Raw genomic sequence first — 24,665 nt, 5'->3', positions numbered from 1 at the left:
ATGATAGATAACATTTGGTATAAACCTCAGCTAGGGATACTTAGTTATATTTTAAGTCCTATCGCTTTTATTTTCTCAAAAATTGCTCATAATCGTAAAATTAGGCTACAGAATAATCAATATGAGTCAAAAATTCCTGTAATTATAGTAGGTAATATTTCCGTCGGTGGAACAGGTAAAACTCCTGTGGTGAGGATGTTTGCTAATCAATACCTAGAGCAAGGTAAGAAGCCAGTTATAATTAGTCGTGGCTATGGCGCTAAGGCAGAAAGATATCCTTTTGAAGTCGACTCAAAGACACCTGCAAGTGTATGTGGTGATGAACCGGCAATGTTATTTGATGCATTAGATGGTAAGGTGCCAATAGTAATATCTCCACACAGGGTTGATTCTGTTAAATATATTGAAAAGAATTATCCTGATGCCGATGTTATTATATCCGATGATGGTTTACAGCATTATAAATTAGCTAGAACTAAAGAGGTGGTAGTAATCGATGCCAGTAGGATGTTTGGCAATGGATTATGTCTACCAGCTGGACCTCTCAGAGAACCGGTAGAAAGACTAAAATCAGTGGATCAAATAATCACTATAGGTAATCTTGATAACCAAAACTATAGTGAGTTATTAAATTATAATTCTAATATTGTCAGAGCTAAAATCAAGGCGACAAAATTTGTAAATCTTGTAACAAAACAAAGCATACCTATAGATAGTTTCTATGGTAAATCAATAGATGCTGTTGCTGGTATTGGTAACCCTGATAAATTTTTTAGCTCGTTGGATGAGCTTGGAGTGAATATCTACCATGAGCATATCTTCAGAGATCATCATAAATATACGCCTAAGGATTTTGAACATTTTGATCCTGAACAGATAGTTATTATGACTTATAAGGATGCAATTAAGTGTAAAGATTTTGCCAAGAGTAATTGGTGGTATCTTGATATAGCCTTAGAGCCTTATTGATTATTCGGTTAAGCTGAAAATTTGTCACTAGAATGGAAGTCTAGAGTATAAATCAGTTTGATATACCAAAGCATATATATTACTATTAACCTGATAAAAAAGTAGCTACAAAATCTATGAAAAAAATTGTTTTAGTTGATGGATCATCATATCTTTTTAGGGCATATCATGCTTTACCAAACCTTACTAATAGTCAAGGTGAGCCAACAGGGGCTATTATAGGTGTGATTAATATGCTTAAGAAACTGCCTGCTATGTATGATACCGAGTACGTCACAGTAGTCTTTGACCCTAAGGGTAAGAACTTTCGTCATGAGATGTATCCTGAATACAAAGCAAATCGTAAAGCGATGGATGATGAGCTTAGAGTACAAATCCAACCATTACATCAAATTATCGAGAATATGGGATTTCCATTGATAATAAAAGATGGCGTTGAAGCAGATGATGTAATAGGAACATTGGCAAGAGATCTTGAGCAACAAGGCTATGATGTCATTATATCAACCGGTGATAAGGATATGGCACAGTTAGTCACGGATAATGTGACTCTTTATGATTCTATGAAAAACGTAACTACTGATATAGCAGGGGTATTGGAAAAATATCAAATTAGACCAGATCAAATTATAGATTATTTAGCCTTGATGGGAGATTCTTCAGATAATATCCCTGGTATACCTAAGGTTGGACCTAAGACTGCAATTAAGTGGTTACAAGAGTATCAAGACATTGAAGGTATAATTGCCAATCAAGATAATATCAAAGGTAAAGTTGGAGAAAATTTACGCAATAATATCGAGTTACTCAAATTATCCTATAAATTAGCAACTATAAAGTGCGATGTGGAGCTTAATCTATCTATAGAAGATTTAAAATGTAAAAATGCAAATAAAGAATACTTATATGAGGTGTTTACACGTTATGAATTTAAATCTTTACTTAAAGATTTAAGTATTCCATCTTCACTAAAGTTAACAAAACCGCAACCTGAAAATATAGAGGTTGACTATAAGATAGTTGCAACACTAGAGCAACTTAATGATTTGGTCAAAGAATTGGAAAGTAGCAGTAGTTTTGCATTTGATACGGAGACAGATTCTCTTAATACTTATGAAGCGAACCTTGTTGGTCTATCATTTTGTGCAAAAGAGGGTCGAGCTTATTATATTCCTTTGCAGCATAGATACCTTGGAGTTCCACAGCAATTAGAACTAGAGATTGTTTTAGATAGTTTAAAACCTATTTTCGTAGATTCTCAAAAGTCTAAAGTTGCCCATAATTTTAAATTTGATGAAAAAGTTTTGTCAAAATATGGAGTTAAGATAGTTAATCAAGTTAATGATACTATGATTATGGCATATGTGCTAAAAAGTAGTGGTAAACATGATATGGATAGCTTATCAAAAGAGCATTTGGGTATTGAGCCAATCGCATATACGACATTAGCTGGAGCTGGTCGTAATCAGTTGACATTAGATCAAATAGATATAGAAAAAGTAGCTAAATATGCTGCTGAAGATGCTGATATTACATTTAGACTTTATAATCATTTCTTGAAAATGCTAAAAGATGATGAAGTGTTATATAGTCTATATTCTAAGGTTGAAATGCCGTTGACTATTATCCTTAATAATATGGAAAAAACTGGCGTTAAGATAGATGCTGATAAACTTATAGAACAAAGTGCTAATCTTGAGGACTCTATAAAGGAGCTTGAAGTTAAATGCTATGATCTTGCTGGTCAGGAGTTTAATTTAGCTTCACCTGTACAGTTAAGAGAGATTTTGTTTGAAAAGATGGGGCTTCCCCCAGTCAAAAAGACAGCAAAGGGTCAAGCTTCGACATCTGAAGAAGTTTTGGTCCAGCTAGCCGAAGAGTATGAAATAGCAGCATTAATAATGAAGTATCGCCATCTATCAAAGCTTAAAAATACTTATACAGATAAGTTGCCAAAAATGCTTGATATAAATGGTCGCGTTCATACTTCGTATAATCAGACAGGTACTGTGACTGGAAGACTTTCTTCATCAGATCCGAATTTGCAAAATATTCCTATTAAGAGTCCTGAGGGGCGTAAAATTAGACAGGCATTTATTGCTGAAAATGATTTTTGTGTAGTTGCAGCGGATTACTCTCAGATTGAACTGAGAATTATGGCGCATTTGTCAAAAGATAAAAACCTTTTAAAAGCTTTTAATCAAGGCTTAGATATTCATAGTGCTACTGCGGCTGAGGTTTTAGGTATAGGTCTTGATGAGGTTACTAGTGAGCAACGAAGAAGGGCTAAAGCAATAAACTTTGGACTTATTTATGGTATGAGTGCTTTTGGATTGGCTAAACAGTTGGAAATACCAAGAGCAGAAGCTCAAGAATATATAGATGTGTATTTTAATCGTTATCCAAGTGTAAAAGAGTATATGACTACAGCTAAAGAATTTGCAAAGCAAAATGGTTATGTTGAGACTATACTTGGAAGAAGATTGTACCTACCAGAAATTAGTGCTAAAAATACAATCCAGAGAAATGCTGCTGAAAGAGCTGCTGTTAATGCTCCTATGCAAGGTACAGCAGCAGATATTATTAAAAAAGCTATGATAGATGTTAACACTGTTATTTCACAAGAGTATAATGATGACATTAAAATGGTCATGCAGGTGCATGATGAATTAGTATTTGAAGTTAGAAAGCTCAATCTTGATGAAGTAACTGCGAAAATAAAAAGTATAATGGAATCGTCTATTAAGTTAAGTGTTCCCCTAGAGGTAAATGTTGATTCTGGTGAGAGTTGGGATCAAGCACATTAAATTATAGTTATAGGATGTTTTATGTTATTAGTAATGGATGTGGGGAACTCTCATATACATATAGGTGTTTTTGAGGGAGAAAATATAGTTTCTCAAATAAGATATGCTACTTCATCAGTCGATTCCACATCGGATCAGATAGGTGTATTTCTAAGGCAGGCATTAAGAGAGAACTCAGTAGATTTAGCTCAGATAGAAGGTTGTGCTATATCATCAGTTGTTCCTCACTTAAATTATTCTTTAGGCTCTGCTGTCATAAAATACTTTGATATGAAGCCATTCTTTATTAGTATGGAGACTACTGATCTTGATATGTCTTCTGTTGAAGCTCATCAAGTAGGAGCAGATAGAATAGCTAGCTGCATTGGAGCTATAGCTGATTATCCTAATAAAAATTTACTAATAATTGATTTAGGTACAGCAACTACTTTTGATTTAGTAACTAAGGATAAAAAGTACTTAAGTGGCTCAATTATGCCGGGCGTTAAGCTTTCACTGAATGCTTTGTGTCAAGGAGCTTCGCAGTTGTCTTCAATAACTATTGTCAAACCAGAGGTTGCTATTGGTTATGATACTAAGACTAATATTCGTTCAGGGTTGTATTATGGTCATTTAGGAGCATTAAGAGAGCTTAAGGCCAGAAGTTTAGAAGAATTTGGAGCCCCTGTTTATACTATAGCAACAGGTGGATTTGCAGGATTGTTTAAAGATGAAGGAATCTTTGATGAGATATCTCCTGATTTGATTTTGCGGGGGATTAGAATTGCATTCCTAGAGAATAACAAAAAAGGTGTTTAGTGATTATGTTAAAGAATAAAAAAGCGGTCATTTTATTATTTGATTCATTTGGTATAGGACAAGCACCTGATGCTGCTGATTTTGGCGATGAAGGATCAGATACTTTAGGTCATATTGTTGACTATTTTACTAACAATGGCATGAGTATCAAACTCCCAAACTTAGCAACAAAAGGTTTGTTGAAGGCTGCTGAATACAATAGGTGTAAAGAATTTAGTCAACAAGTTGGTCATATAGATGTTATTGAAAATGCAAAGTATGGCTATTGTGCTGAGGTTAGCAAAGGTAAGGATACACCGAGTGGTCACTGGGAGCTAGCTGGCGTGCCTGTTATGTTTGATTGGTACTATTTTACCAATAAAGGTGATCAAGGTTATTTTGATAAAGAGTTTATTGATGAATGGGTTGAACGAGCTGGACTTACCGATGGTTTTATAGATGCTGGTCATGCATCAGGAACAGAAGTTCTAAAAGAGCATGGTTGCGAGAGTTGTGTTACTAAGAAGCCAATTGTTTATACATCTGCAGATAGCGTTTTTCAGGTTGCTGCTCATGAAGATTATTATGGTTTAGATAAATTATTGAATATCTGCAAAATAGCTAGAGAAATTCTTGATGAGATGGGAATGAAAGTTGGTAGGGTTATTGCTCGTCCATTTATTGGGGAGTGTGCCGATGAATATACTCGTACTGGTAATCGTAAGGATTTTTCGATATTGCCACCGGCACCAACATTACTTGATAAGTTAACTAATCAAGGTGGTAAAGTTGTTTCAATAGGTAAAATTGCTGATATTTATGCTAATCAAGGTATATCTAAAAAAGTAAAAGCTACAGGACTAGAAGAGTTATTTGATAATACGATTAGAGAGTATGAATCAGCAAAAGAAAATACATTGGTGTTTACAAACTTTGTTGACTTGGATTCAAGTTATGGTCATCGTAGAGATCCTAAAGGGTATGGTAAAGCATTAGAGTATTTAGACTCAAGAATTCCAGACTTAGATGCTAAGCTAGATGAAGATACTATTGTTATACTGGCAGCAGACCATGGTTGTGATCCAACTGCACCAGGCTCAGATCATACAAGAGAATGTGTACCGTTTTTATTATGGGGCAGGAATATCGAAGCAGAGTTCATTGGGGCAAGGGATACATTTGCGGATATCGGTCAGAGTATCGCAGATTATATGGGTGTTGAGTCGCTAGAGTATGGTAAGTCAATATTTGGAGTTTGTGATGACAACTAAGCAAAAAATAGTATCTTTGATGGATTTGACTCAGCTAGGTGAGAGTGACACTGATGCTGATATCGTTAAGCTATGCGCAAAAGCTAAAAATTCTTTAGGTGAAGTTACTGCAATATGCGTTTATAAACAATTCGTCCCTGTAGTTAAAAAAACTTTAGGTAGTGATTTTAAAGTTGCAACTGTGATTAATTTCCCTAAGGGGAATAGCTCAGTTGAAGATATTGTCTTAGAAGCTAAAGAAGCAGTATCATTGGGAGCAGATGAGATTGATTTAGTAATTGATTATAATGAATATATCCAAAAAGGTCATTCACAAAAATCATGTGATATGATCGAGAAAGTCAAGAATGTATGCCAAGATCGTGTCTTGAAAGTCATAATTGAATCAGGCGAATTGGAAGATAACTTAATCAGTAAAGCAAGCCATGATGCGATAGTAAATGGAGCTGATTTTGTTAAAACATCTACAGGTAAAACACCAAATGGCGCAAGCTTAGGAGCCGCTAAAGTGATTTTAGAGACTATAAAAAACTCTGGATATGAGGTTGGTTTTAAAGCTTCTGGTGGTATTAGAGAAGAAGCTCAGGCCTTAGGATATATTAAACTAGCGGAAGAAATTATGTCAAAAAAATATGTAGTAGCAGATAGCTTTAGATTCGGAGTTAGTGGTTTACTCGATAACCTTTTAAATGGAGAAGTTAGTAGTGGCTACTAGGATATTGTTTTTTATACTCGGTATTGTTGTTGTTTTTGTTTTAGCTTATATATGGAGTAGTGATAGGAAAAAAATCAGGTACAAAAACCTAGTGGTTATTTTGGTTGTACAAATAGCTCTTGGCTTTTTCATGCTTGAGTCTGAAGTAGGTATAAAGGTTGTTGGTTTTATTGCCGAAGGTTTTGAGCATTTGCTTAACTATGCACATCAAGGATCAGCATTTATTTTTGGTGATCTTACTGATATGTCTAAAAATGGCTTCATTTTCTTTTTCAATGTGGGAATGCCTATTGTTCTAGTATCTTCACTGATTGGTATCTTACAGTACTTCAAAATACTACCTCTTGTAATTAAGGGCATAGGTTGGATTCTATCAAAAGTTACGGGTATGGGTAAGTTAGAATCATTTAATGCTGTTAGTTCACTTGCTGTCGGACAATCAGAAAACTTTATTAATTACAAAAAAATTATTGGCCATCTTCCTTCAAATGTATTGTATACAATGTCTGCAACGGCAATGTCTACAGTGTCTTTAGCAGTTGCAGGTGCTTATATGTCATTATTAGATCCTAAGTATGTATGTGTTGCTCTAGTGATGAATATGTTTGGGACTTTCTTTGTGTTAAATATTATTAACCCTTATGAAGCTTCCGAAGAGTTTAGTTATGATAAGTTACATGAAGAGTTTGAAGAAGAGAAGCAAGGCTTCTTTGAGATGCTTGCCGAGTACATACTAGATGGTTTTAAAGTTGCTGTTATTGTTTCTGCAATGCTTATTGGATTTATTGCTCTAATTGCAATGTTAAATGCGATATTTAGTAGTCTATTTGGTCTAAGTTTTCAGGATTTGTTGGGTTATCTATTTTATCCTATGGCTTGGATACTTAATATTAATGGCGATGAGTTGCACGCAGCAGGACAGCTTATGGGTACTAAAATGGTAACTAATGAGTTTGTGGCGATGCAGATGATGAGTACACAGTCACAGCAATTTACAGAGCACACTAAAGCGGTTATATCAGTATTTTTGGTTTCCTTTGCAAACTTTAGTTCAATTGGGATAATCATAGGAGCGATTCAGGCTTTGAGTAAAGAAGCATCTGTTAAAGTTTCTAAATTTAGTTTGAAAATTCTTTATGGTGCAGTGTTGGTTAGTTTTTTATCAGCATGTGTGGTCGGATTAATAGTTTAAAGGTAAAGTTGTGATCTCAAGACTTTTGTTCTTTATTCTTGGAGTTGTAGTTGTTTTTTTATTAGCTTTTATTTGTAGCTCAGATAGAAAAGCTATTAAATACCGCTCTTTATTTATAATAATGACTGTGCAACTAGTGATGTGTGTGGTTCTACTAGAAACACGTTTCGGTGTTGTTATTATGAATGGTTTTGCTAGTGTTTTTGATTTTTTGATTGATAAGTCTCAAGTTGGCGTAAGATTTGTTTTTGGTAATATTGATACTAATGAAAATAATGGTTTTGTTTTATTTTTAGATGTTTTGATGCCAATAGTCTTTATTTCTGCACTCATTGGTATCCTACAGTACCTTAAGATTCTACCTTTAGTTATTAGAAGTGTTGGATTTTTATTATCCAAGGTTAGTGGTATGGGTAAGTTAGAATCATTTAATGCTGTAAGTTCAATATCACTTGGGCAAGCAGAGAATTTCTTAGCATATAAAAATATTATTGGACATTTATCTCCGAATGTTTTGTATACAATGGCGGCTACGGCAATGTCAACAGTATCTTTGTCGATATTAGGATCATATATGACTATGATTGATGCAAAATATGTATGTGTGGCAATTATTATGAATATGCTAAGTACTTTTTTTGTACTACATATCATAAACCCCTATGATTATAAAAAAGAGTCTAGTTATGAAGAGTTAGAGGTTGATTATGATACGGACAGTAAAAGAGCTTTTTTTGTAGTATTAGGAGAATACATCCTCGATGGTTTTAAAATAGCTGTTGTAGTTGCGGCAATTTTAATTGGCTTTATGGCTCTAATAGCTACACTAAATTCAGTTTTTGAAAGTATATTAGGTATTTCATTTCAAAACTTATTAGGTTATCTGTTTTATCCATTTGCGTGGGTTCTACATATTCCTGCAAGTGAGCTTTTATTTGCTGGAAAAGTGATGGGTACAAAATTAGTATCAAATGAGTTTGTGGCGATGTTGATGGTTAAAGATAATATGGCTAATTTATCATTACATACTCAGGCGGTTATTTCTGTGTTTCTAGTGTCTTTTGCAAATTTTAGCTCAATTGGGATTGTGGTTGGTACAATCTACTCGTTAAGTAAAAGGTCTGGGGAGATAGTGGGTGCTTTTGGTTTAAAAATGCTGTTTGGAGCCACCTTAGTTAGTTTTCTATCAGCAGTAATTGTAGGATTGTTTATATAAAAATTATGTCAAAATTTATAGTTATAGAAGGTCTTGATGGTGCTGGCAAAAGTACAGCTATTGGTTTTATTAAGAAATATTTAGACTCTAAATCTTTAGCTACAGTGTATACTCGTGAGCCAGGGGGTACTAAGGTCGCGGAAGAAATAAGAGCTCTAGCACTTAAGGATTGTGAAGAAGAGATGGTTGCTTCGGATACTGAGCTTTTATTGATGTATGCAAGTAGAGTGCAGCATGTTGAAGCTCTAATTAAGCCAGCACTTGAAAGCAATCTTTATGTTGTATCAGATAGGTTCTACTGGTCTAGCATGGCTTATCAAGGTGGTGGCAGAGAGCTTGGTTTTGATAAGTTAAATGCTCTAAATGAGACATTCTTAAAAGATTGTCAGCCTGATTTAACAATATATTTAGATATTGATCCTGCTGTTGGATTGACTAGAGCAGGTAAAGTAGGTTCTCCTGATAGAATTGAGAAAGCAGGTTTAGCATTTTTTGATAGAACAAGAGATGTTTTCAAGAGTTTAGTGACAAAAAATAATAATGCCTATGAAATTGATGCTTCTCAGCCTATAGATGCCATCGAAAAAGAAATCTACACCATTTTGGATAAATATTTTTAGTTTTAAATAAAAATATTTCTAGTAAAATCTTTGTTAGTTGATTTATATAAGAAGATAAAAATTATGAGTGATATTTTAAAAGAAATTGCTAAAAGAAGAACTTTTGCAATTATTTCTCACCCTGATGCGGGTAAGACAACAATTACTGAGAAGATGCTTTTGTTTGGAAATGCTATTAAAACAGCAGGAACAGTAAAAGCTAAAAAAAGTGGTGTGCATGCGACATCTGATTGGATGGAAATGGAAAAAGAAAGAGGGATATCTATCACAACCTCTGTAATGCAGTTTCCTTATAATAATAAAATTGTAAATCTACTTGACACTCCAGGACATGAGGATTTTTCCGAGGATACTTATCGTACATTAACGGCAGTAGATTCAGCATTGATGGTTGTTGATGCTGTTAAGGGTGTAGAAGATCGTACAATTAAGCTTATGAATGTTTGTCGTCTCAGGGATACACCTATTTTGACTTTTATGAATAAATTTGACCGAGATACAAGAGATCCATTAGAGCTTCTGGACGAGGTTGAAGATATTATGAAAATCAAGTGTGCTCCTATGAATTGGCCAATAGGCATGGGTAAATTCTTCAAAGGAGTTTATGATTTGTATGAAGATGAAGTTACTCTTTTTGAAGGAGGGCATGGTCATGAAATTCATCCTTATAAAAAAATTAAAGGTTTAGCTAATGCTAAAAATGAAATTGGTACAGAGCTATTTGATGACTTGGAGATGGAAATAGAACTAGTACGTGGAGCTAGTCACGAGTTTGATCAAGAAGCATTCTTAAAAGGAGAGCTAACACCTGTATATTTTGGAACAGCGTTATCTAACTTTGGTGTAAAAGAGATGATGGATGGTTTTACAGCTTATGCACCTGATCCGCAGCCACGCGAGACAAATGAAAGGCTTGTAAATACAGATGAAGGTAAATTAACAGGCTTTGTGTTTAAAATACAGGCTAATATGGATGATAAGCATCGCGATAGAATTGCCTTTTTTAGGATATGTTCAGGTAAATATGAGAAAGGAATGAAAATTTATCATGAACGAACAGGCAAAATGATGCAAATATCAAAAGCTTTAACATTCATGGCAGGTGAGCGCGAGCAAGTTGAAGAGGGTTATGCTGGAGATATAATTGGTTTGCATAATCATGGTAGTATTCAGATAGGTGATAGTTTTACTCAAGGCGAGAAGCTTAAGTTTAAAGGTATTCCAAATTTTGCGCCAGAGATTTTTAAGAGAGTTAAGCTGAATGATCCACTCAAGATGAAGGCTTTACAAAAAGGATTAGTGCAACTATCGGAAGAGGGTGCAACTCAAGTCTTTAAGCCAGTGATTTCTAATGATCTTGTACTTGGAGCTGTTGGTATACTTCAGTTTGATGTGGTTGCTCAACGTCTTGCCTCAGAGTATAACGTTAAGTGTTCTTATGAAGGGGTCAATGTATCATTAGCTCGCTGGATTTTTTGTGATGATGAGAAAAAGCTTAATGATTTTAAGAAAAAATATGAGGCTAATCTATCATATGATGGTGCTGGCTATCTTACATATCTTGCGCCAACAGGAGTAAACTTGCACTTAGCGCAGGATAAAAATCCTGATATTATATTTAGTGCTACAAGAGAGCATTAAAATCATATACTTTTTAAGTAAAAAAAATATGCTATAATTTTCAAGTATTTGTTTATAAATTTATATTAGGGTGCTAGATGTTTAAGGGTATCAATAAGATTCTTGCCGCTGGATGTGCGTTGGTTATGGTAGCGCCTGCATTCGCGATGGAGATATATACAGTTAAGTCGAATGACTATTTGTATAAAATAGCAAAAAGCCATTCAGTGAGTGGTGTAAGTACTTCTGAATTAACTGATGCAATAAAAGGCATAAATAAATCTGAGATTCCAGGAATCGTTGATAATAGAATCAAAATTGGTGATAAACTTGCTATTCCTACTACTAAAGGTGAAGTTGAAGATGGTCTAACCTTGACAAGAAATCGGATGATTCAAGGTTCGTATAATCAGCCTTCTTCTAGTAATGATTCATCAAGTACACCTAAGCTTGGCGATCAAACAATGGTTTCAACAGATTCTGAATCTGATAGTTCATCATCCCCCAATGTATTAAGTGAGGATAAGATTCCAACCTTAATACCTGGAGAAGAAAATGCTCACGAAGCATATAAAAGTAATCTAGATAGCCAAATAAGTTCAGCAAATATTCAAGAAAATGAATCATATGAAGAAAGCTCATTTTCATTTTTAGGCTCACTATTTAAGTTTATTGTTTATATCGTAGTTTTAGCCGTGGCTGTTATTGTTGGTAGGAGATTTTGGGAAACAAGAAACTCGAAGAAAGAGCAGGAGTTAGAAATAATCTCAAGAAAGAAAAGAGATCACCTAATGTCACGTATTTCTCCTGTTGTTTCGGGAAATGAGTTTTATAGTTCTCGAAAGTCTAATAGTGGCCCTCAAGAAGAGTTTGATTTTTTTGATAATGCTAATAAAGTTAATTCTAATAGCCAAAACAAGGCTAGTTCAGAAGACTTTGAGCATGAGCTAAATCAAGATATTTCTGAGAACAATGAATCTGCTGAAATAACTAATAATATATACTCTGAAAGAGATAATGTTGTAGTTAAAACAGAACGAGGAGTTGTATTTGAAACTAATACTGATGAAGCACTTTTAAATGCTGATGATGAATCTAAAATTCAAGAATTAGATTCTCAAGAGCAGGCCGAGCAGGAGCTTCAATATGTAAATGAGCTTGTTGAGCAATTTTTGGATAGTGAAAAGTATGTTGAAGCAAGTATTACTATTCAAGATTCATTAGAGAAGAATCCTAATAATATTGATTTACGTTATAAGCTTTTAGAAGTTTATGCTCAGGCAGGGGACGAAATTGCTTTTGAAGGAGAAGTTCACTTTATAAAGTCTAAAAACATTGTAAGCATGTTTGATCCTTTGCATCAAAAGATAGCAAAGCTTAGAGATAAATATTTTGAGTAGTCGATTTTTATAATAATTTTTCTAGAGTATAACTAAATGTTTTTTAAAAAGAAGAAAGAAGTTCAGTCATCACCTGAAATAGAAAGAGTTCACGAACAAGATAATAAAAAAGGACTATTTTCAAGGCTTCAGTCAGGTCTATCAAAGACAGCTAGTAAGTTTGGAAGTGGCTTAAGCACCATTCTTATGGGGCAAAAAGTAGTTGATGAAGAGCTGCTAGAAGATATTGAAATGCAACTTTTAACATCTGATGTTGGTGTTGAAGCTACTGACGAAATAGTTGAGTATTTACGTGGGAAAGTAGCAAGAAATGAGCTTCAGACGGCAGATAAGCTTAATGAAATTATTCAGGATAAACTGACAGAAATTATTTTGCCGTGTCAGCAACCATTGCAGATTAATCATGAAAATACTCCTTATGTAATACTTATTGTCGGTGTAAATGGTGTAGGTAAAACAACAACTATAGGTAAACTTACCAAAAAACTACAGTCTGAAGGTAAATCAGTGATATTAGCAGCTGGAGATACTTTCCGTGCAGCAGCAGTTGAGCAGCTTCGAGAATGGGGTGATAGAAATAATACGCAAGTTGTCTATCAAAAAGAAGGAGCTGATAGCGCGTCAGTTATTTATGATGCTATAAGCTCTGCAAAATCTAGAGGTATCGATGTAGTAATAGCAGATACTGCAGGACGTTTGCATAATAAAGATAATCTGATGCAAGAACTAAAAAAAGTTGTTAAGGTAATTAAAAAAGTCGATGATTCTGCACCTCATGAAACAATGCTTGTTGTAGATGCTACAACTGGTGGTAATGCTCTTAGTCAAGCTGAGGCATTTAATGAGATTGTTAACCTAACAGGTATAACAATCACTAAACTTGATGGTACTGCAAAAGGTGGAATAGTCTTCTCAATTGCTAAGAAAATGGGACTACCACTTAGATTTATCGGTGTTGGTGAGAAGATTGACGATCTGCAAGTATTTAATGCAAAAAACTTCACAAGCGCATTGTTTAGCTCTAATTCACAACAGTAATAAGTTTAGTTATTGAAACTTCACATTAGTAGAATATTTTTTGTTAAAATATTGTCTATCTAGTTATATAAAATATTGATTCTAATGTCTAATAAAGACTTTCTTTCAGGGTTAAATCCCCAACAAAAAAAAGCGACCTTGCTAGAGGATCGTAATTCTTTGATACTTGCTGGAGCCGGTAGTGGCAAAACAAAAGTTTTAACTTCTCGTATAGCGTATCTTTGTCGTGATAAAGGAGTATCTGTAGAAAATATTCTAGCTGTAACATTTACAAACAAAGCAGCTAAAGAAATCCAACACCGAGTTGAGAAAATGCTTGGCATTTCAACTTTTGGTATGTGGATAGGTACTTTTCACGGTATTGCTCATAGATTATTGCGTAAGCATGCTCATGAGTTGGGTCTAGATAAGAACTTTAGAATTCTTGATCAAGATGAGCAGGCTCAATTAATCAAAAAAGTGATTAAGAGTTTGGATCTTGATGATAAAAAGTATCCACCAAAATTATTGCAAAATTTTATTAATAAGCAAAAAGACAAGGCTATTCGTAGTAACAAATTAACAAAACAGTATGATATTAATTATGCTCATATCTATACTGCTTATGAAGAGAGATTACAGTTAGATAATGCTTTAGATTTTGCCGACTTACTTTTGTATTTATATGAACTGTTCTCTCTTAATCAACAGCTTAGAGAATATTATCAGAGTTTATTTAGGTATATTTTGATAGACGAGTTTCAGGATACTAACCAAGTCCAATATATGTGGTTGAAGTTACTTGTTACAGATAATAACTATATGATGGCAGTTGGAGATGATGATCAGTCAATATATGGTTGGCGTGGTGCAGTCGTTGATAACATTCACAAATATGTCGCAGATCTAAACGATGTTGAAATCATAAAGTTAGAGCAAAACTATCGTTCAACAAAGAATATTCTTAAAGTAGCCAATTCTGTAATCAAAAATAATGATAATAGAATGTCAAAAGAACTATGGTCTGCTGCTGAAGATGGCGAAAAAGTTGAAGTGTATTGTGCAGTTAATGAGCGTGATGAAGCGAAATATATTATAGATAAAATTCGCCAATTACATGATGAAGGAGTTGACTATTCTGATATGGCAATTTTATATCGCTCAAACTATTTGTCGCGTGTCCTTGAGGAGAGTTGTATTTATGCAAGTATACCTTATAGGATTTATGGAGGTTTTCGTTTCTTTGATCGAGCTGAAGTTAAGGATGCCTTAGCATATTTGAGATTAGCTGTTACAAGTAATGACAACTTAGCATTTGAGAGAATTATTAATACTCCAACACGAGGAATTGGTAACAAAACTTTAGATACAATTCGTAATTTCTCACAGATTAATAATGTGTCATATTGGCAAGCCACTATAGATATTATCCAGAAAGAAATTGTAACAAAAAGAACCGCGTCTCTTCTGTTGAAGTTTATAGAAATTATAAATGCTATTTCATCACAAATAAAAGACTTAAGTCTAGATAAGCTTCTTGAAACTGTAATCAATGAAAGTGGTTTGTTGGCATCATATCAAGAAAAAGATACTGAAAAAGATCGTCAAAAAATTGATAACTTAAAAGAGTTAATAAGTGCAGCTAAAGATTTTGAACCGCAGATAGAGTTACTTGATGATAATATTGATATACTACAAGATTTTTTGTCTTTTGCGGTACTAGAAGCTGGCGAGATGCAGGCTGATGAAAATGCAGATAGTGTTCAGTTAATGACAATACATGCATCAAAAGGTTTAGAATTTCGCTATGTTTTCTTAGTAGCAGCAGAAGAAGGAGTATTTCCTCCTAGCTCGATTATTAATGCTGAAGAGGCATATACTAGTGCAGAATCTAAAAAAATCCAAGAAAAGCTAGCTGAAGAGAGACGTTTATTTTATGTTGCTGTTACAAGAGCTATGAAGGCTCTAACCATTAGCTATGCTCAAGTGCGTAATATCTTTGGTAGAAGCAGTTTCCAAGTCAAATCACGCTTTCTTATGGAAATAGACTCTGAACATATTAATGAGGGTAAACTAACTGTAGGATCTCAAAATAAACCAAAGTTAAAGCAAAAATCAAACTTTGGAGTATCTCCTTTTGACTTTCTTAAGTCAAATGATACGAAGGGCAATAAGTTCAAAAAAGGAGATAAGGTGTTTCATAAGGTCTTTGGTAAGGGAATTTTTGTCAAAGCGCAATCTCAAGGTTCAAAAGAGTTTTATACTGTGGACTTTGGTACAGATGTTGGTCAGAAAATACTGTTAGCAGATATTGCAAATCTAGTGAAAGTTTAGAATTAGTAGTATATTCATACCCAATATTATAAATTTATTTTTATCATGTTTATATAGTTGTATACAATATTGATCGAACGATCAGTATATGATACTATAAATGTGTTTAAACTTATCTAATTTGAAACTAATCATAATTATGAAATATAAAAAACCTCTTATAAAAATTCTAAGTATAATTTTAAGTTTAGTAATTATTCTTGAGATATACACAAGCTTTGATGCTGTATTTGTCAGAGATGCTTACCTATATAGTAATATATCTAGAGTTAACTCTAAAGTCAGTGGGCAAGTGCTTATAATGTATGTGCATGATGGAGACTTTGTTAAAGCGGGAGATATTTTATTTCAGCTTGACTGTAAAGATCAGTTATTAAAGAGGAATACAGTCAAAGCAGATATAAATTTTCAGAAAAATTATAAAAAGAGCTTGTTTACTAATCTTGATTTGGCAGAACAAAACTATAAAAATACAAAAGTAAGTTTGGAGCTTTCAGATCAAGATATTCTGAGGTATAAGAGATTGCACCAAGAAAAAGCTATTTCTGATATTGAATATGCTGGGAAGCAACATGCTCTTATCAATCAGCAGTCAAATTTGCTAAAAGCTAAGCAAGCAGTTCAGAGTGTGATATCTGACCTAACTGATACTAGTGATCGTATTAAGATTTTAGAAACACAAGAAGAAGCTATTCAGAATCAAGTAGATGAGTGTAATGTTCGAGCAAAAATAACAGGTAAGATAACAAACTTTAGATTAGTCAAAGGGGACTATGTTAAAAAGGGTAAGCCTTTGTTTTCAATTGTTGACAATGATTGGAAAGTTATTGCAAATGTTAAAGAGTCGTATTTATCCGAAGTAAAAATTGGGCAGAAGGTTGTAATAACAACTAGCTTAACAGGTTTGCATTTTCTAACTGGAACGATTGTTGATAAAGATGTGGCTATAAGTAAACCTGAGTATAGTGAAAACACAGCTTTGCCAGATGTTAATCCAAATATTGATTGGATTAAACTAGATAAACGCTTTCCAGTTATAATTAGGGTAAATGAAACTGATTTAAGTAAAGATTTTTCAGTAGGAGCAGATGCTCATGTCTGGTTTGTTTAGAGAGCTTTTTTATATAAGATACTCTAGTATAAATCTAAAGATTTCAATTGTCGGTGCTATAGCTTGTTTGCTAAGCATATTTATGTGTCTAGGGCTACATGTTGAAAATCCTTTTTGGGCAGCACCAGCTGTTATTGCTATCATAAGCCCGAATCTTAATGTAATTTTATATAAGGCTCCTAGAAGATTGTTGGCAACTTTTATAGGTAGTTTAATAGCTATTTTTATAGTTTTAACTTTTTCGGATTATCCATTTTTAACTTTAACAATACTTTTATGCTTAGGGGCAGTAGTTTTATATTTATCGAAAACGACTGCAGAGAATTATTTTAGTTTATTTTTAGCAGTTCATATATTGTTTTTGGGTATCGCTCTTATATTTGAGCCTGCTATAGGGTATAGCGTTGCTGAGAATAGATTTATTGCTAATGCTATTGGGGTTGCTATTACATGTGTGGTTTTTTCTTTTATTTATAAACTACCAAAGGGGGCACAAGTTAGTCCAAGAAAATCATCAAGTAATGAAGGAGTTTTGTATACTTCTACTCTTATAGTGTCTATTGTTTTGGCAGTGATAACTTGGGAGATATTTAAGGTTCCGGGCAGCTCTTTAAATATGATTATTTCAATAATAACTATAGTTGGTATAAATGACAGTTCTAGCCTTCTTAAAGGTAAGCAACGTCTATTTGGTTGTATTATAGGGATTTGTACGGCTCTTATTACTATTGGATTGTCTTCTGTTAGTATGCTTTTATTCTATATAAGTTGCTTTTGCTTTTTCACAATATTTTTATATTATAACTTATCTCATGAAAAACATACATACGGTGGCATTCAAGCTGCGATGGGGTTTGTTGTAATGTGTTTCCCAAGTGCTAGTATGGAGATATCAGTCTCAGGAGGGTTATACAGAGCTCTCGGTATTTTTTTGGGTGTTATTATTTTAAGTTCTGTTTTTAAGACTTTTAAGTATGTTTTTGATCAATAGTAATAGTAGGTCTATGAGGCGTCATGAATATTTCTGATCATGTTTCTCATGATAATAAATGCTAAAGTCAGAACAATAACAAATGCGATCGTTATACTTGTACTTGCGTTTATATTAAAATGATCACCACCATCAATAGCTAGTCCAGCGCTGAGTTGTCCAATCTCTATTACTAATGTTATAAGCATATTTGTGATTGCAATCCCAACTGCAGCAAAACTTGGAGGGCATATCTTATTAAAGTAATACCACACTAAGACTTGTGATGCTGAAAAAGTGCCGAATAAGAACGCAATACTAATAGCATAATTCTTAAATAAATGAGCATTTACTAGTACGGATATTAGAATAATTCCAACTATTGAAATGGTTATGATTTTTTTGCCACTGAATTTGTTACACATATGTGTCATTATTGGTGAAAAAATAATCCAACCAATGAAAATCGCAGTTATCATGGTTGTTGAATATATACTGTCAAAACCGTAAGACTGCTTGAAATACAGTACACCATATTGTGATGTTAAAATTACTGTTGGTGTATATAGAAGTCCTGCCCACATTGCGTTTTTCCAGATTAAACTATTTTTTATTAGCTGTTTACCTCGTTTTAGTATTTCACTAAACTTTGGCATAAGTGTCGAAGAATATCTTTCTTGTGGGATTATGATTTGAAAAAGCAGTGCTAGGGGTAGGGCTATAACCCCAGAATAGATAAAGATATTTATCCAAGAAGTATCATAGTGAGATATGATGACACTTATGTTTTGAGAAAATGCTGCAGCGAGTGTTCCGAGTGATATAACTAAACTTGTTATTATCGGGAAATATTTTGATTCAAAATTTTCTAAAGTAAGTTTTAGAACACCAATAAAAGCAAATGAAGATCCTAGTCCTACTAGTAATCTACCGAATAGTGCTAATTCGTAACCACCTGAGACAAAAATGATGTTACCAACTCCACAGAGTATAGTGGCACTGATAAGTACTTTCTTACTACCGTATCTATCAAGTAGTATTCCAGCAGGTATTTGCATTAGGAGGTATGTAATATTGTAACTAGATACTAAAAAAGAAAATCCAATATGTGTTGAAAGATTAAAGTGTTCAACTATTTGTTCTTGATAAGCACCTGTCAGTATTCTCAGAAAAAATTCATAGCAATAAAAACTAATTCCTACTACTAATACTAACGATAGTTTAAATTTTTGCATTACTAAATACCCAAAATGAATATTTCTTTAATTTATCTTTTCATTAGCTAAAAGTCTAATTAACTTTTTTTAACATGATCTAATTAGTATTAAATTGTGATAATATTGGTTTTAAATATGGAGGTGTCAATTATGAAGAATGTAGTAGCTTTTTCTATGTTATTTTTATGTTCTTTTTTTGCTTATTCTGATAATAAACTTGATCTAAAAACAGGTAAGTATTACATAACAGCAAATGATGCTTTTTATCGCCCAAGTACAGAGCGTGGAAATGAAGTGATAGATAGGGAAAATGCTTCTGATTTTTTGGTTAATGTTTCTGATAGTGCTATTGATATTACTGATAGTCTTACTTTTGATGCATATACTAGCTCTACTAACCTAATAGCTGAAGGATCTATGGGAGATCTCAAAGATACAAAGTTTTATACTCAGGAAACAAAGTTAGTTAAAAAATTGTGGAATGATAAGTTTGAGCTCTATGGTGGTACTGTGTTAGGAGCTAATCCATATCAGTTAAATAATGTTAATTCTGCATATGATACAGGGTCTCGTATAGCAGCGTTTGCTAGTGGAAGAACAGGCGCTAAGTATAATCTATCAGATAACTTTGGGCTTCTCTTGGAAGGGCAGTATAACTTAACTGGTGAAATGGCAGATAATACAGATATGTTTACAGGATTCGATGGAGCACAATATAAAGGCTCAAGAATGTTGAAAACAGGATTTGAATGGAATTTCTAAATTAGTTTTTAATGCTATCTAGATAGAGTAGCTAGTTTGGGCTCAAGAGAGATTATTTTATTTACATGTAGATGGTTTTCTAGCATAATTTTTTAAATAATTAATCTCTATATTTCAAACTATGCAAAAAATTACCAGGGTTGGATTTACAATATGGTTTATATGTGCGTTTTTTTATGCACTTGAATTCATAATACGAGCTTCAGGAAATTCACTTTATAATGACTTTTCTACAACACCATATAACCTAACGCCAGAGCAAATTAGTGTTTTAAGCTCAGCATTTTATTGGGCGTATGTTGCTTCACAACTTCCAGCAGGTATTTTATTAGATAAGTTTGGTGTCAAAAGAATTATGGCAGTCAGCACCTTGATATTTTCTATAGGGGTTTTTATCGCAACTAGAGCGACATCTCCAGAATATCTTATTTTATATAGAGTATTAGCAGGTATTGGTGGAGGATTTGCTTTCTTATCTGCACTAAAAGCGATAGCTATATGGCTTCCTAAAAGAACTTTCCCTCTATTCACGGGGGCGACTCAGATGCTCATGTATGGCGCGGGAACTCTGACTGGATTGCCACTAGTTATTTTGGCCAATAATTTTAGTATCCAAGTTATAATGTCTGGAATTCTTATTGTCTCAGTAGTGTTATTTTTAAGTGTATTGTTTTTTATACCGTTTAAGGAGCCGCATAACCAGACAGATACAGATGAGTTGGCTGATACTCATACAAAGATTGAAGATATTCCAATAGTTTTTAAAATTAAACAAATATTATTAAATGGTTTTTTTTGTTTTACAATTTATGGGACTACAGCTATATTTGCTGACTTGTGGAGCTATAGGTTCTTAAGTTTGGATGGATATTCTGAGCACTATGCTGGTTTAGCATCATCTATGATATTTATTGGGATTGCAATTTTTAGTCCTTTATGGGGAGTTGTAGCAACGTTGTTAAACAAACAAAAAGCCTTACTTACATGGGCTTCAATTTTTGGTTTGTTTATCGTTGTGGTTGTTGTGTACCTACATGTTAATCCAATAATTATGTGTATATTGTGCGTGCTATGGGGTGGGATGCAAGCAGCTCACGTGCTTAATTTTACAATTTTGCGCCAACACATCAGTCCAATGTATATAGCTACTGGTATCGCGGCAGTCAATTTATTTATACCTCTGAGTGGTGCTGTGCTTCAGCCATTTGTTGGATATATGGTTTCATCTTTGGAGAATTATGGTTTTGCGCAACTAGAGGCGCTTAAATATTCATTATTCATTTTACCAGTATTAATGTTTTTATCTGTGTTGCTGTCTCTTTTTATTAAAGAGAAAAAAGCATAAAATATTTATTTAGAAATTTATAGTTTTTTTACTTATGGAGTTTTTTATGTCAAAAGAATTTATATTAGCAGTAGACCAGGGGACCACTAGTTCTCGTGCTATTATCTTTGATAAGCAAGGTAATATTAAAAAGATAGCGCAAAAAGAATTTACTCAAATTTACCCAAAGAATGGTTGGGTAGAGCATGACCCTATGGAAATTTGGGCATCGCAAAGTAGTATTGTTAGAGAAGCTTTAGAGTATGCTAGAGTTTCTCCGCGAGATATAGCTGCAATAGGTATTACTAACCAAAGGGAAACCACAGTTGTTTGGGATAAGAATACAGGCCAGCCAGTTTATAATGCTATAGTTTGGCAGTGCCGAAGAACATCTCATATCTGTGATGAAATCAATAAAGATAAAGAATTTACTAATTATATTCGTAAAAATACAGGTCTTGTGGTCGACGCATATTTCTCCGGTACAAAAGTTAAGTGGATACTTGATAACGTAGATGGTGCTAGGGAAAAAGCAGAAAAAGGAGATTTACTTTTTGGAACAATCGATACTTGGTTAATCTGGAATTTAACTAAGGGTGAAGTTCACGCTACTGACTTTTCAAATGCTTCAAGAACAATGTTATTCAATATCAATACACTTGAGTGGGACAAAAAAATTCTAGAGTATTTAGATATTCCTGTATCAATGCTACCAGAGGTTAGATCTTCGAGTGGCGATTTTGGGCACACTCATCCAAGTACTTTGGGCGGCGCTAGAATTCCAATAGCTGGTGTGGCAGGTGACCAGCAGTCAGCTTTATTTGGTCATTGCTGTTTTGAGGAAGGTATGGCGAAAAACACTTATGGCACAGGGTGCTTTGCTTTAATGAATGTTGGTGATAAACCTGTGTTTTCTGATGCAGGGCTCCTTACGACTATTGCTTGGGCTGAGAATGGTAAGCCAACTTATGCTCTTGAAGGTAGTGTATTTATCGCGGGAGCAGTTATTCAATGGATTCGTGATGGTCTAGGTCTTGTACGCTCTGCTGAAGATAGTGAGTACTATGCTACAAAAATTGATTCAACGGATGGTGTTTATTTGGTGCCAGCTTTTGTTGGTCTCGGTACACCATACTGGGATATGTATGCTCGAGGGACTATTGTTGGTATTACTCGTGATACTAGGCGTGAGCATATCATAAGGGCAGCACTTGAGGCTATAGCTTATCAGGCAAAAGATGTTTTGGATTGTATGAAAGAAGGTACAGGTCTTGATTTAGCAGGGCTTCGAGTAGATGGTGGAGCGGTTCAAAATAATTTTCTAATGCAGTTCCAATCAGATATACTACAATCAAAGATTTCTAAGCCTAAAATTAATGAGATTACGGGTTTGGGGGCTGTGTTCTTAGCGGGTCTATCTGTAGGTTTTTGGAAAGATAAAGAAGAATTGAAATCTATTCTCACGACAGAGAAGACTTTTGAGCCACAAAAAGACCCTCAAACAGTAGCCCATGATTATAAGGGTTGGAAAAAAGCAGTAGATAGAAGTAAGGCTTGGGCTGAGTAGATAATATAGTAAAAGTTTCGTTGCTTACTGCGTAAGCTGTAACGACATACTTTTTGCATGGCAAAAAAAGTATGCAAAATTGCCTAGCACTACGCTATCGCATTTTAAGCCAATAAGAAAATAGAAAACTCGTTCAATTATAATTGAACTTAGACAGTTCTATTTTCGACTCATTGCCTTTAGTAAATGCTAATCGCTAATGTGCTTTTTATAAAGTTAAAAACATGTAAATATCAAATATGAAAAACGAATACGATATAATAGTTATAGGTGGTGGTGCAACTGGGTTTGGTTGTGCTGTAGAGGCGGTTTCTAGAGGGTATAAAACTTTGCTTTTAGAAGCCTATGATTTTGGTAAAGGAACATCTTCAAAGTCGACTAAGCTGATACATGGTGGCTTGAGGTATCTTGAGAATTTTGATTTTGCTTTAGTGAAGGAAGGGCTTGAGGAAAGATATTCATTCTTACATAATGCGCCACACTTGACTCATAAGCAGTCTTATCTTATTCCAACTCGTAGTTATTTTGAGACTATTAAATATACAATTGGTGTAAAGCTATATGAGTTTTTGTCGGGTAAGTATAAAATTGGCAAAAGCTATAATCTAAATAAACAGCAAACATTGGCAGAGCTACCAAATATTGATGATTCGAAATTGCTGAAAAGTTTAGTTTATTATGATGGTCAGTTTGATGATACTAGATTACTGATCTCATTGATGAAGACTTTTGAGGCAAAAGGTGGTACAGCTCTTAATTATCATAAGGTTGAGAAGGTCTTTAGCTCTACAAATTCAAAATTAGATACTGTAAAAGTGGTTGATACCCTGTCAGGCGAGCAAAAAGAATTTACAGCTAAACATATAGTGAATGCTACAGGGACATTTACAGATAAAACTATTGATATCGCAAATCAACAAGATTCTCATAAATATGTATCGGTTGCTCAAGGTACGCATATAGTTTTTGATAGAGAAAAGTTTCCGACAGAGCATGCAATTTTAATTCCAGAAACAGAAGATGGTCGAGTGTTATTTATATTGCCTTGGCATAATCATTTAATCGTTGGTACTACAGATATCAAAAAAGAAGCTCCAAGTATTGAGCCAAGAGCTGAGAAGTCTGAGATTGATTTTATCCTAGAGACATTTAACCAGTATGCTAAAACTAAAGCTACAGTAGCAGATATCAAGTCTGTCTATTGTGGCCAAAGACCATTGGTGTCGCCAAAGAATGCTAAAAATACAGCAAAAATTTCGCGTAAGCATGAGGTTATAGAGTCAAAAGATGGCTTAATCACAGTTGTCGGTGGTAAGTGGACAATCTTTAGAAGGATGGGGCAGGATGTTATAGATTTTATCGAGACTAAAAAAATTGCTCAAAAGACTTCCAAGACTTCTAATGAGTTACTTGTTGACGCTATTGAACCAAAAGATGCTTATCCACTAAAAGTTTATGGTAAAAATGCTGAAGATATTAAAGCAATCCAAACAGAGCTTGATAATTTTGAGTTGTTACATGATGATTTACCATATTATCAGGCAGAGGTTGTTTATCATGTTAGAGCTGAGAAGGCTCAAACTGTTGAGGATGTTTTAGCTCGCCGAACTAGAGCAGCCTTTTTAGATATTAAGGCTAGTATCGATGCAGCCCCAGTTGTTGCTAAACTTATGGCAAAAGAGTTGGATAAAGATGAAGCTTGGCAAAATCAGCAAATTGATAGCTTTATGGAATTTTCTAAGAACTTTAATGTTGATGAGTTGTATAATTAAGGGT

The 24,665-nt window shown here is 34.0% G+C and carries 19 protein-coding genes; 18 read left to right on the top strand and 1 reads right to left on the bottom strand.

What is annotated here, in order from left to right:
• From lpxK to F3D57_RS00470, 14 genes are all read left to right on the top strand, one after another.
• Complete coding sequence (lpxK, locus tag F3D57_RS00535; RefSeq protein WP_150464841.1) at window positions 1–969, top strand: tetraacyldisaccharide 4'-kinase; 969 nt, start codon at window positions 1–3, stop codon at window positions 967–969.
• 116 nt (window positions 970–1,085) lie between these two features.
• Window positions 1,086–3,776 (top strand): DNA polymerase I, encoded by a 2,691-nt coding sequence (gene polA, locus F3D57_RS00530; protein ID WP_150464840.1) that lies wholly within the window; start codon window positions 1,086–1,088, stop codon window positions 3,774–3,776.
• 21 nt (window positions 3,777–3,797) lie between these two features.
• A complete protein-coding gene (locus F3D57_RS00525; protein WP_146420866.1) occupies window positions 3,798–4,574 on the top strand; it encodes a type III pantothenate kinase in 777 nt (258 codons plus the stop codon).
• 5 nt (window positions 4,575–4,579) lie between these two features.
• On the top strand, window positions 4,580–5,824 hold the full coding sequence (locus tag F3D57_RS00520; RefSeq protein WP_150464839.1) for a phosphopentomutase: 1,245 nt from the start codon (window positions 4,580–4,582) through the stop codon (window positions 5,822–5,824).
• Entirely contained in the window at window positions 5,787–6,539 is a 753-nt protein-coding gene (deoC, locus tag F3D57_RS00515; RefSeq protein ID WP_191092321.1) for a deoxyribose-phosphate aldolase, read from the top strand. The genes F3D57_RS00520 and deoC overlap by 38 nt, the downstream gene beginning before the upstream one ends.
• Window positions 6,529–7,731, top strand: coding sequence for a NupC/NupG family nucleoside CNT transporter (locus F3D57_RS00510; RefSeq protein WP_146420973.1), 1,203 nt, complete (start codon window positions 6,529–6,531; stop codon window positions 7,729–7,731). Before deoC ends, F3D57_RS00510 begins: the two co-directional genes overlap by 11 nt.
• Window positions 7,732–7,741: 10 nt before the next feature.
• Entirely contained in the window at window positions 7,742–8,947 is a 1,206-nt protein-coding gene (locus F3D57_RS00505) for a NupC/NupG family nucleoside CNT transporter (RefSeq protein WP_150464838.1), read from the top strand.
• A 2-nt stretch (window positions 8,948–8,949) separates the two neighbouring features.
• Window positions 8,950–9,567, top strand: a complete 618-nt coding sequence (gene tmk, locus F3D57_RS00500) for a dTMP kinase (protein ID WP_191092324.1) — start codon at window positions 8,950–8,952, stop codon at window positions 9,565–9,567.
• A 63-nt stretch (window positions 9,568–9,630) separates the two neighbouring features.
• Entirely contained in the window at window positions 9,631–11,208 is a 1,578-nt protein-coding gene (locus F3D57_RS00495; RefSeq protein WP_013922393.1) for a peptide chain release factor 3, read from the top strand.
• A gap of 77 nt (window positions 11,209–11,285) precedes the next feature.
• Entirely contained in the window at window positions 11,286–12,587 is a 1,302-nt protein-coding gene (locus tag F3D57_RS00490) for a LysM peptidoglycan-binding domain-containing protein (protein WP_149368836.1), read from the top strand.
• Between the two features lie 36 nt (window positions 12,588–12,623).
• A complete protein-coding gene (gene ftsY / locus F3D57_RS00485; protein WP_146420860.1) occupies window positions 12,624–13,625 on the top strand; it encodes a signal recognition particle-docking protein FtsY in 1,002 nt (333 codons plus the stop codon).
• An 84-nt stretch (window positions 13,626–13,709) separates the two neighbouring features.
• The gene (locus F3D57_RS00480) at window positions 13,710–15,938 is read left to right on the top strand and encodes a UvrD-helicase domain-containing protein (protein ID WP_150464836.1); all 2,229 of its coding nucleotides are present in this window, start codon (window positions 13,710–13,712) and stop codon (window positions 15,936–15,938) included.
• Between the two features lie 139 nt (window positions 15,939–16,077).
• Window positions 16,078–17,049, top strand: a complete 972-nt coding sequence (locus F3D57_RS00475) for an HlyD family secretion protein (RefSeq protein ID WP_191092320.1) — start codon at window positions 16,078–16,080, stop codon at window positions 17,047–17,049.
• Entirely contained in the window at window positions 17,033–18,040 is a 1,008-nt protein-coding gene (locus tag F3D57_RS00470) for an FUSC family protein (RefSeq protein WP_191092319.1), read from the top strand. The genes F3D57_RS00475 and F3D57_RS00470 overlap by 17 nt, the downstream gene beginning before the upstream one ends.
• Window positions 18,041–18,051: 11 nt before the next feature.
• Here F3D57_RS00470 and F3D57_RS00465 read toward each other — a convergent pair whose 3' ends face one another.
• The gene (locus F3D57_RS00465; protein WP_150464833.1) at window positions 18,052–19,254 is read right to left on the bottom strand and encodes an MFS transporter; all 1,203 of its coding nucleotides are present in this window, start codon (window positions 19,252–19,254) and stop codon (window positions 18,052–18,054) included.
• A gap of 132 nt (window positions 19,255–19,386) precedes the next feature.
• Between F3D57_RS00465 and F3D57_RS00460 the strand changes: the two genes are divergently transcribed.
• The 4 genes from F3D57_RS00460 (at window position 19,387) to F3D57_RS00445 (ending at window position 24,661) form a co-directional block, all read left to right on the top strand.
• Window positions 19,387–19,998, top strand: a complete 612-nt coding sequence (locus F3D57_RS00460) for a hypothetical protein (protein WP_150464832.1) — start codon at window positions 19,387–19,389, stop codon at window positions 19,996–19,998.
• Window positions 19,999–20,119: 121 nt separating this feature from the next.
• On the top strand, window positions 20,120–21,343 hold the full coding sequence (locus F3D57_RS00455) for an MFS transporter (protein WP_150464831.1): 1,224 nt from the start codon (window positions 20,120–20,122) through the stop codon (window positions 21,341–21,343).
• Between the two features lie 46 nt (window positions 21,344–21,389).
• Window positions 21,390–22,889 (top strand): glycerol kinase GlpK, encoded by a 1,500-nt coding sequence (gene glpK, locus F3D57_RS00450; RefSeq protein WP_146420856.1) that lies wholly within the window; start codon window positions 21,390–21,392, stop codon window positions 22,887–22,889.
• Between the two features lie 239 nt (window positions 22,890–23,128).
• Window positions 23,129–24,661 carry a glycerol-3-phosphate dehydrogenase/oxidase gene (locus F3D57_RS00445; RefSeq protein WP_150464830.1) on the top strand — a complete coding sequence of 511 codons (1,533 nt, stop codon included), beginning with the start codon at window positions 23,129–23,131 and terminating at the stop codon, window positions 24,659–24,661.
• The last annotated feature ends 4 nt before the right edge of the window (window positions 24,662–24,665 follow it).

The sequence above is a fragment of the Francisella sp. SYW-2 genome, assembly GCF_008711475.1.
GTDB lineage: Bacteria > Pseudomonadota > Gammaproteobacteria > Francisellales > Francisellaceae > Francisella > Francisella salimarina.
Note: the sequence above shows the minus strand (reverse complement) of the source record. Positions and strands in the feature narration are given on the sequence as shown.

Coding starts and splice junctions, on each gene's coding strand:
- F3D57_RS00460 (WP_150464832.1), top strand. CDS start 19,387: ATGAAGAATGTAGTAGCTTTTTCTATGTTATTTTTATGTTCTTTTTTT.
- F3D57_RS00520 (WP_150464839.1), top strand. CDS start 4,580: ATGTTAAAGAATAAAAAAGCGGTCATTTTATTATTTGATTCATTTGGT.
- glpK (WP_146420856.1), top strand. CDS start 21,390: ATGTCAAAAGAATTTATATTAGCAGTAGACCAGGGGACCACTAGTTCT.
- polA (WP_150464840.1), top strand. CDS start 1,086: ATGAAAAAAATTGTTTTAGTTGATGGATCATCATATCTTTTTAGGGCA.
- F3D57_RS00465 (WP_150464833.1), bottom strand. CDS start 19,254: ATGCAAAAATTTAAACTATCGTTAGTATTAGTAGTAGGAATTAGTTTT.
- F3D57_RS00525 (WP_146420866.1), top strand. CDS start 3,798: ATGTTATTAGTAATGGATGTGGGGAACTCTCATATACATATAGGTGTT.
- deoC (WP_191092321.1), top strand. CDS start 5,787: ATGGTAAGTCAATATTTGGAGTTTGTGATGACAACTAAGCAAAAAATA.
- F3D57_RS00470 (WP_191092319.1), top strand. CDS start 17,033: ATGTCTGGTTTGTTTAGAGAGCTTTTTTATATAAGATACTCTAGTATA.
- F3D57_RS00480 (WP_150464836.1), top strand. CDS start 13,710: ATGTCTAATAAAGACTTTCTTTCAGGGTTAAATCCCCAACAAAAAAAA.
- F3D57_RS00455 (WP_150464831.1), top strand. CDS start 20,120: ATGCAAAAAATTACCAGGGTTGGATTTACAATATGGTTTATATGTGCG.
- F3D57_RS00475 (WP_191092320.1), top strand. CDS start 16,078: ATGAAATATAAAAAACCTCTTATAAAAATTCTAAGTATAATTTTAAGT.
- F3D57_RS00445 (WP_150464830.1), top strand. CDS start 23,129: ATGAAAAACGAATACGATATAATAGTTATAGGTGGTGGTGCAACTGGG.
- ftsY (WP_146420860.1), top strand. CDS start 12,624: ATGTTTTTTAAAAAGAAGAAAGAAGTTCAGTCATCACCTGAAATAGAA.
- F3D57_RS00490 (WP_149368836.1), top strand. CDS start 11,286: ATGTTTAAGGGTATCAATAAGATTCTTGCCGCTGGATGTGCGTTGGTT.
- lpxK (WP_150464841.1), top strand. CDS start 1: ATGATAGATAACATTTGGTATAAACCTCAGCTAGGGATACTTAGTTAT.
- F3D57_RS00495 (WP_013922393.1), top strand. CDS start 9,631: ATGAGTGATATTTTAAAAGAAATTGCTAAAAGAAGAACTTTTGCAATT.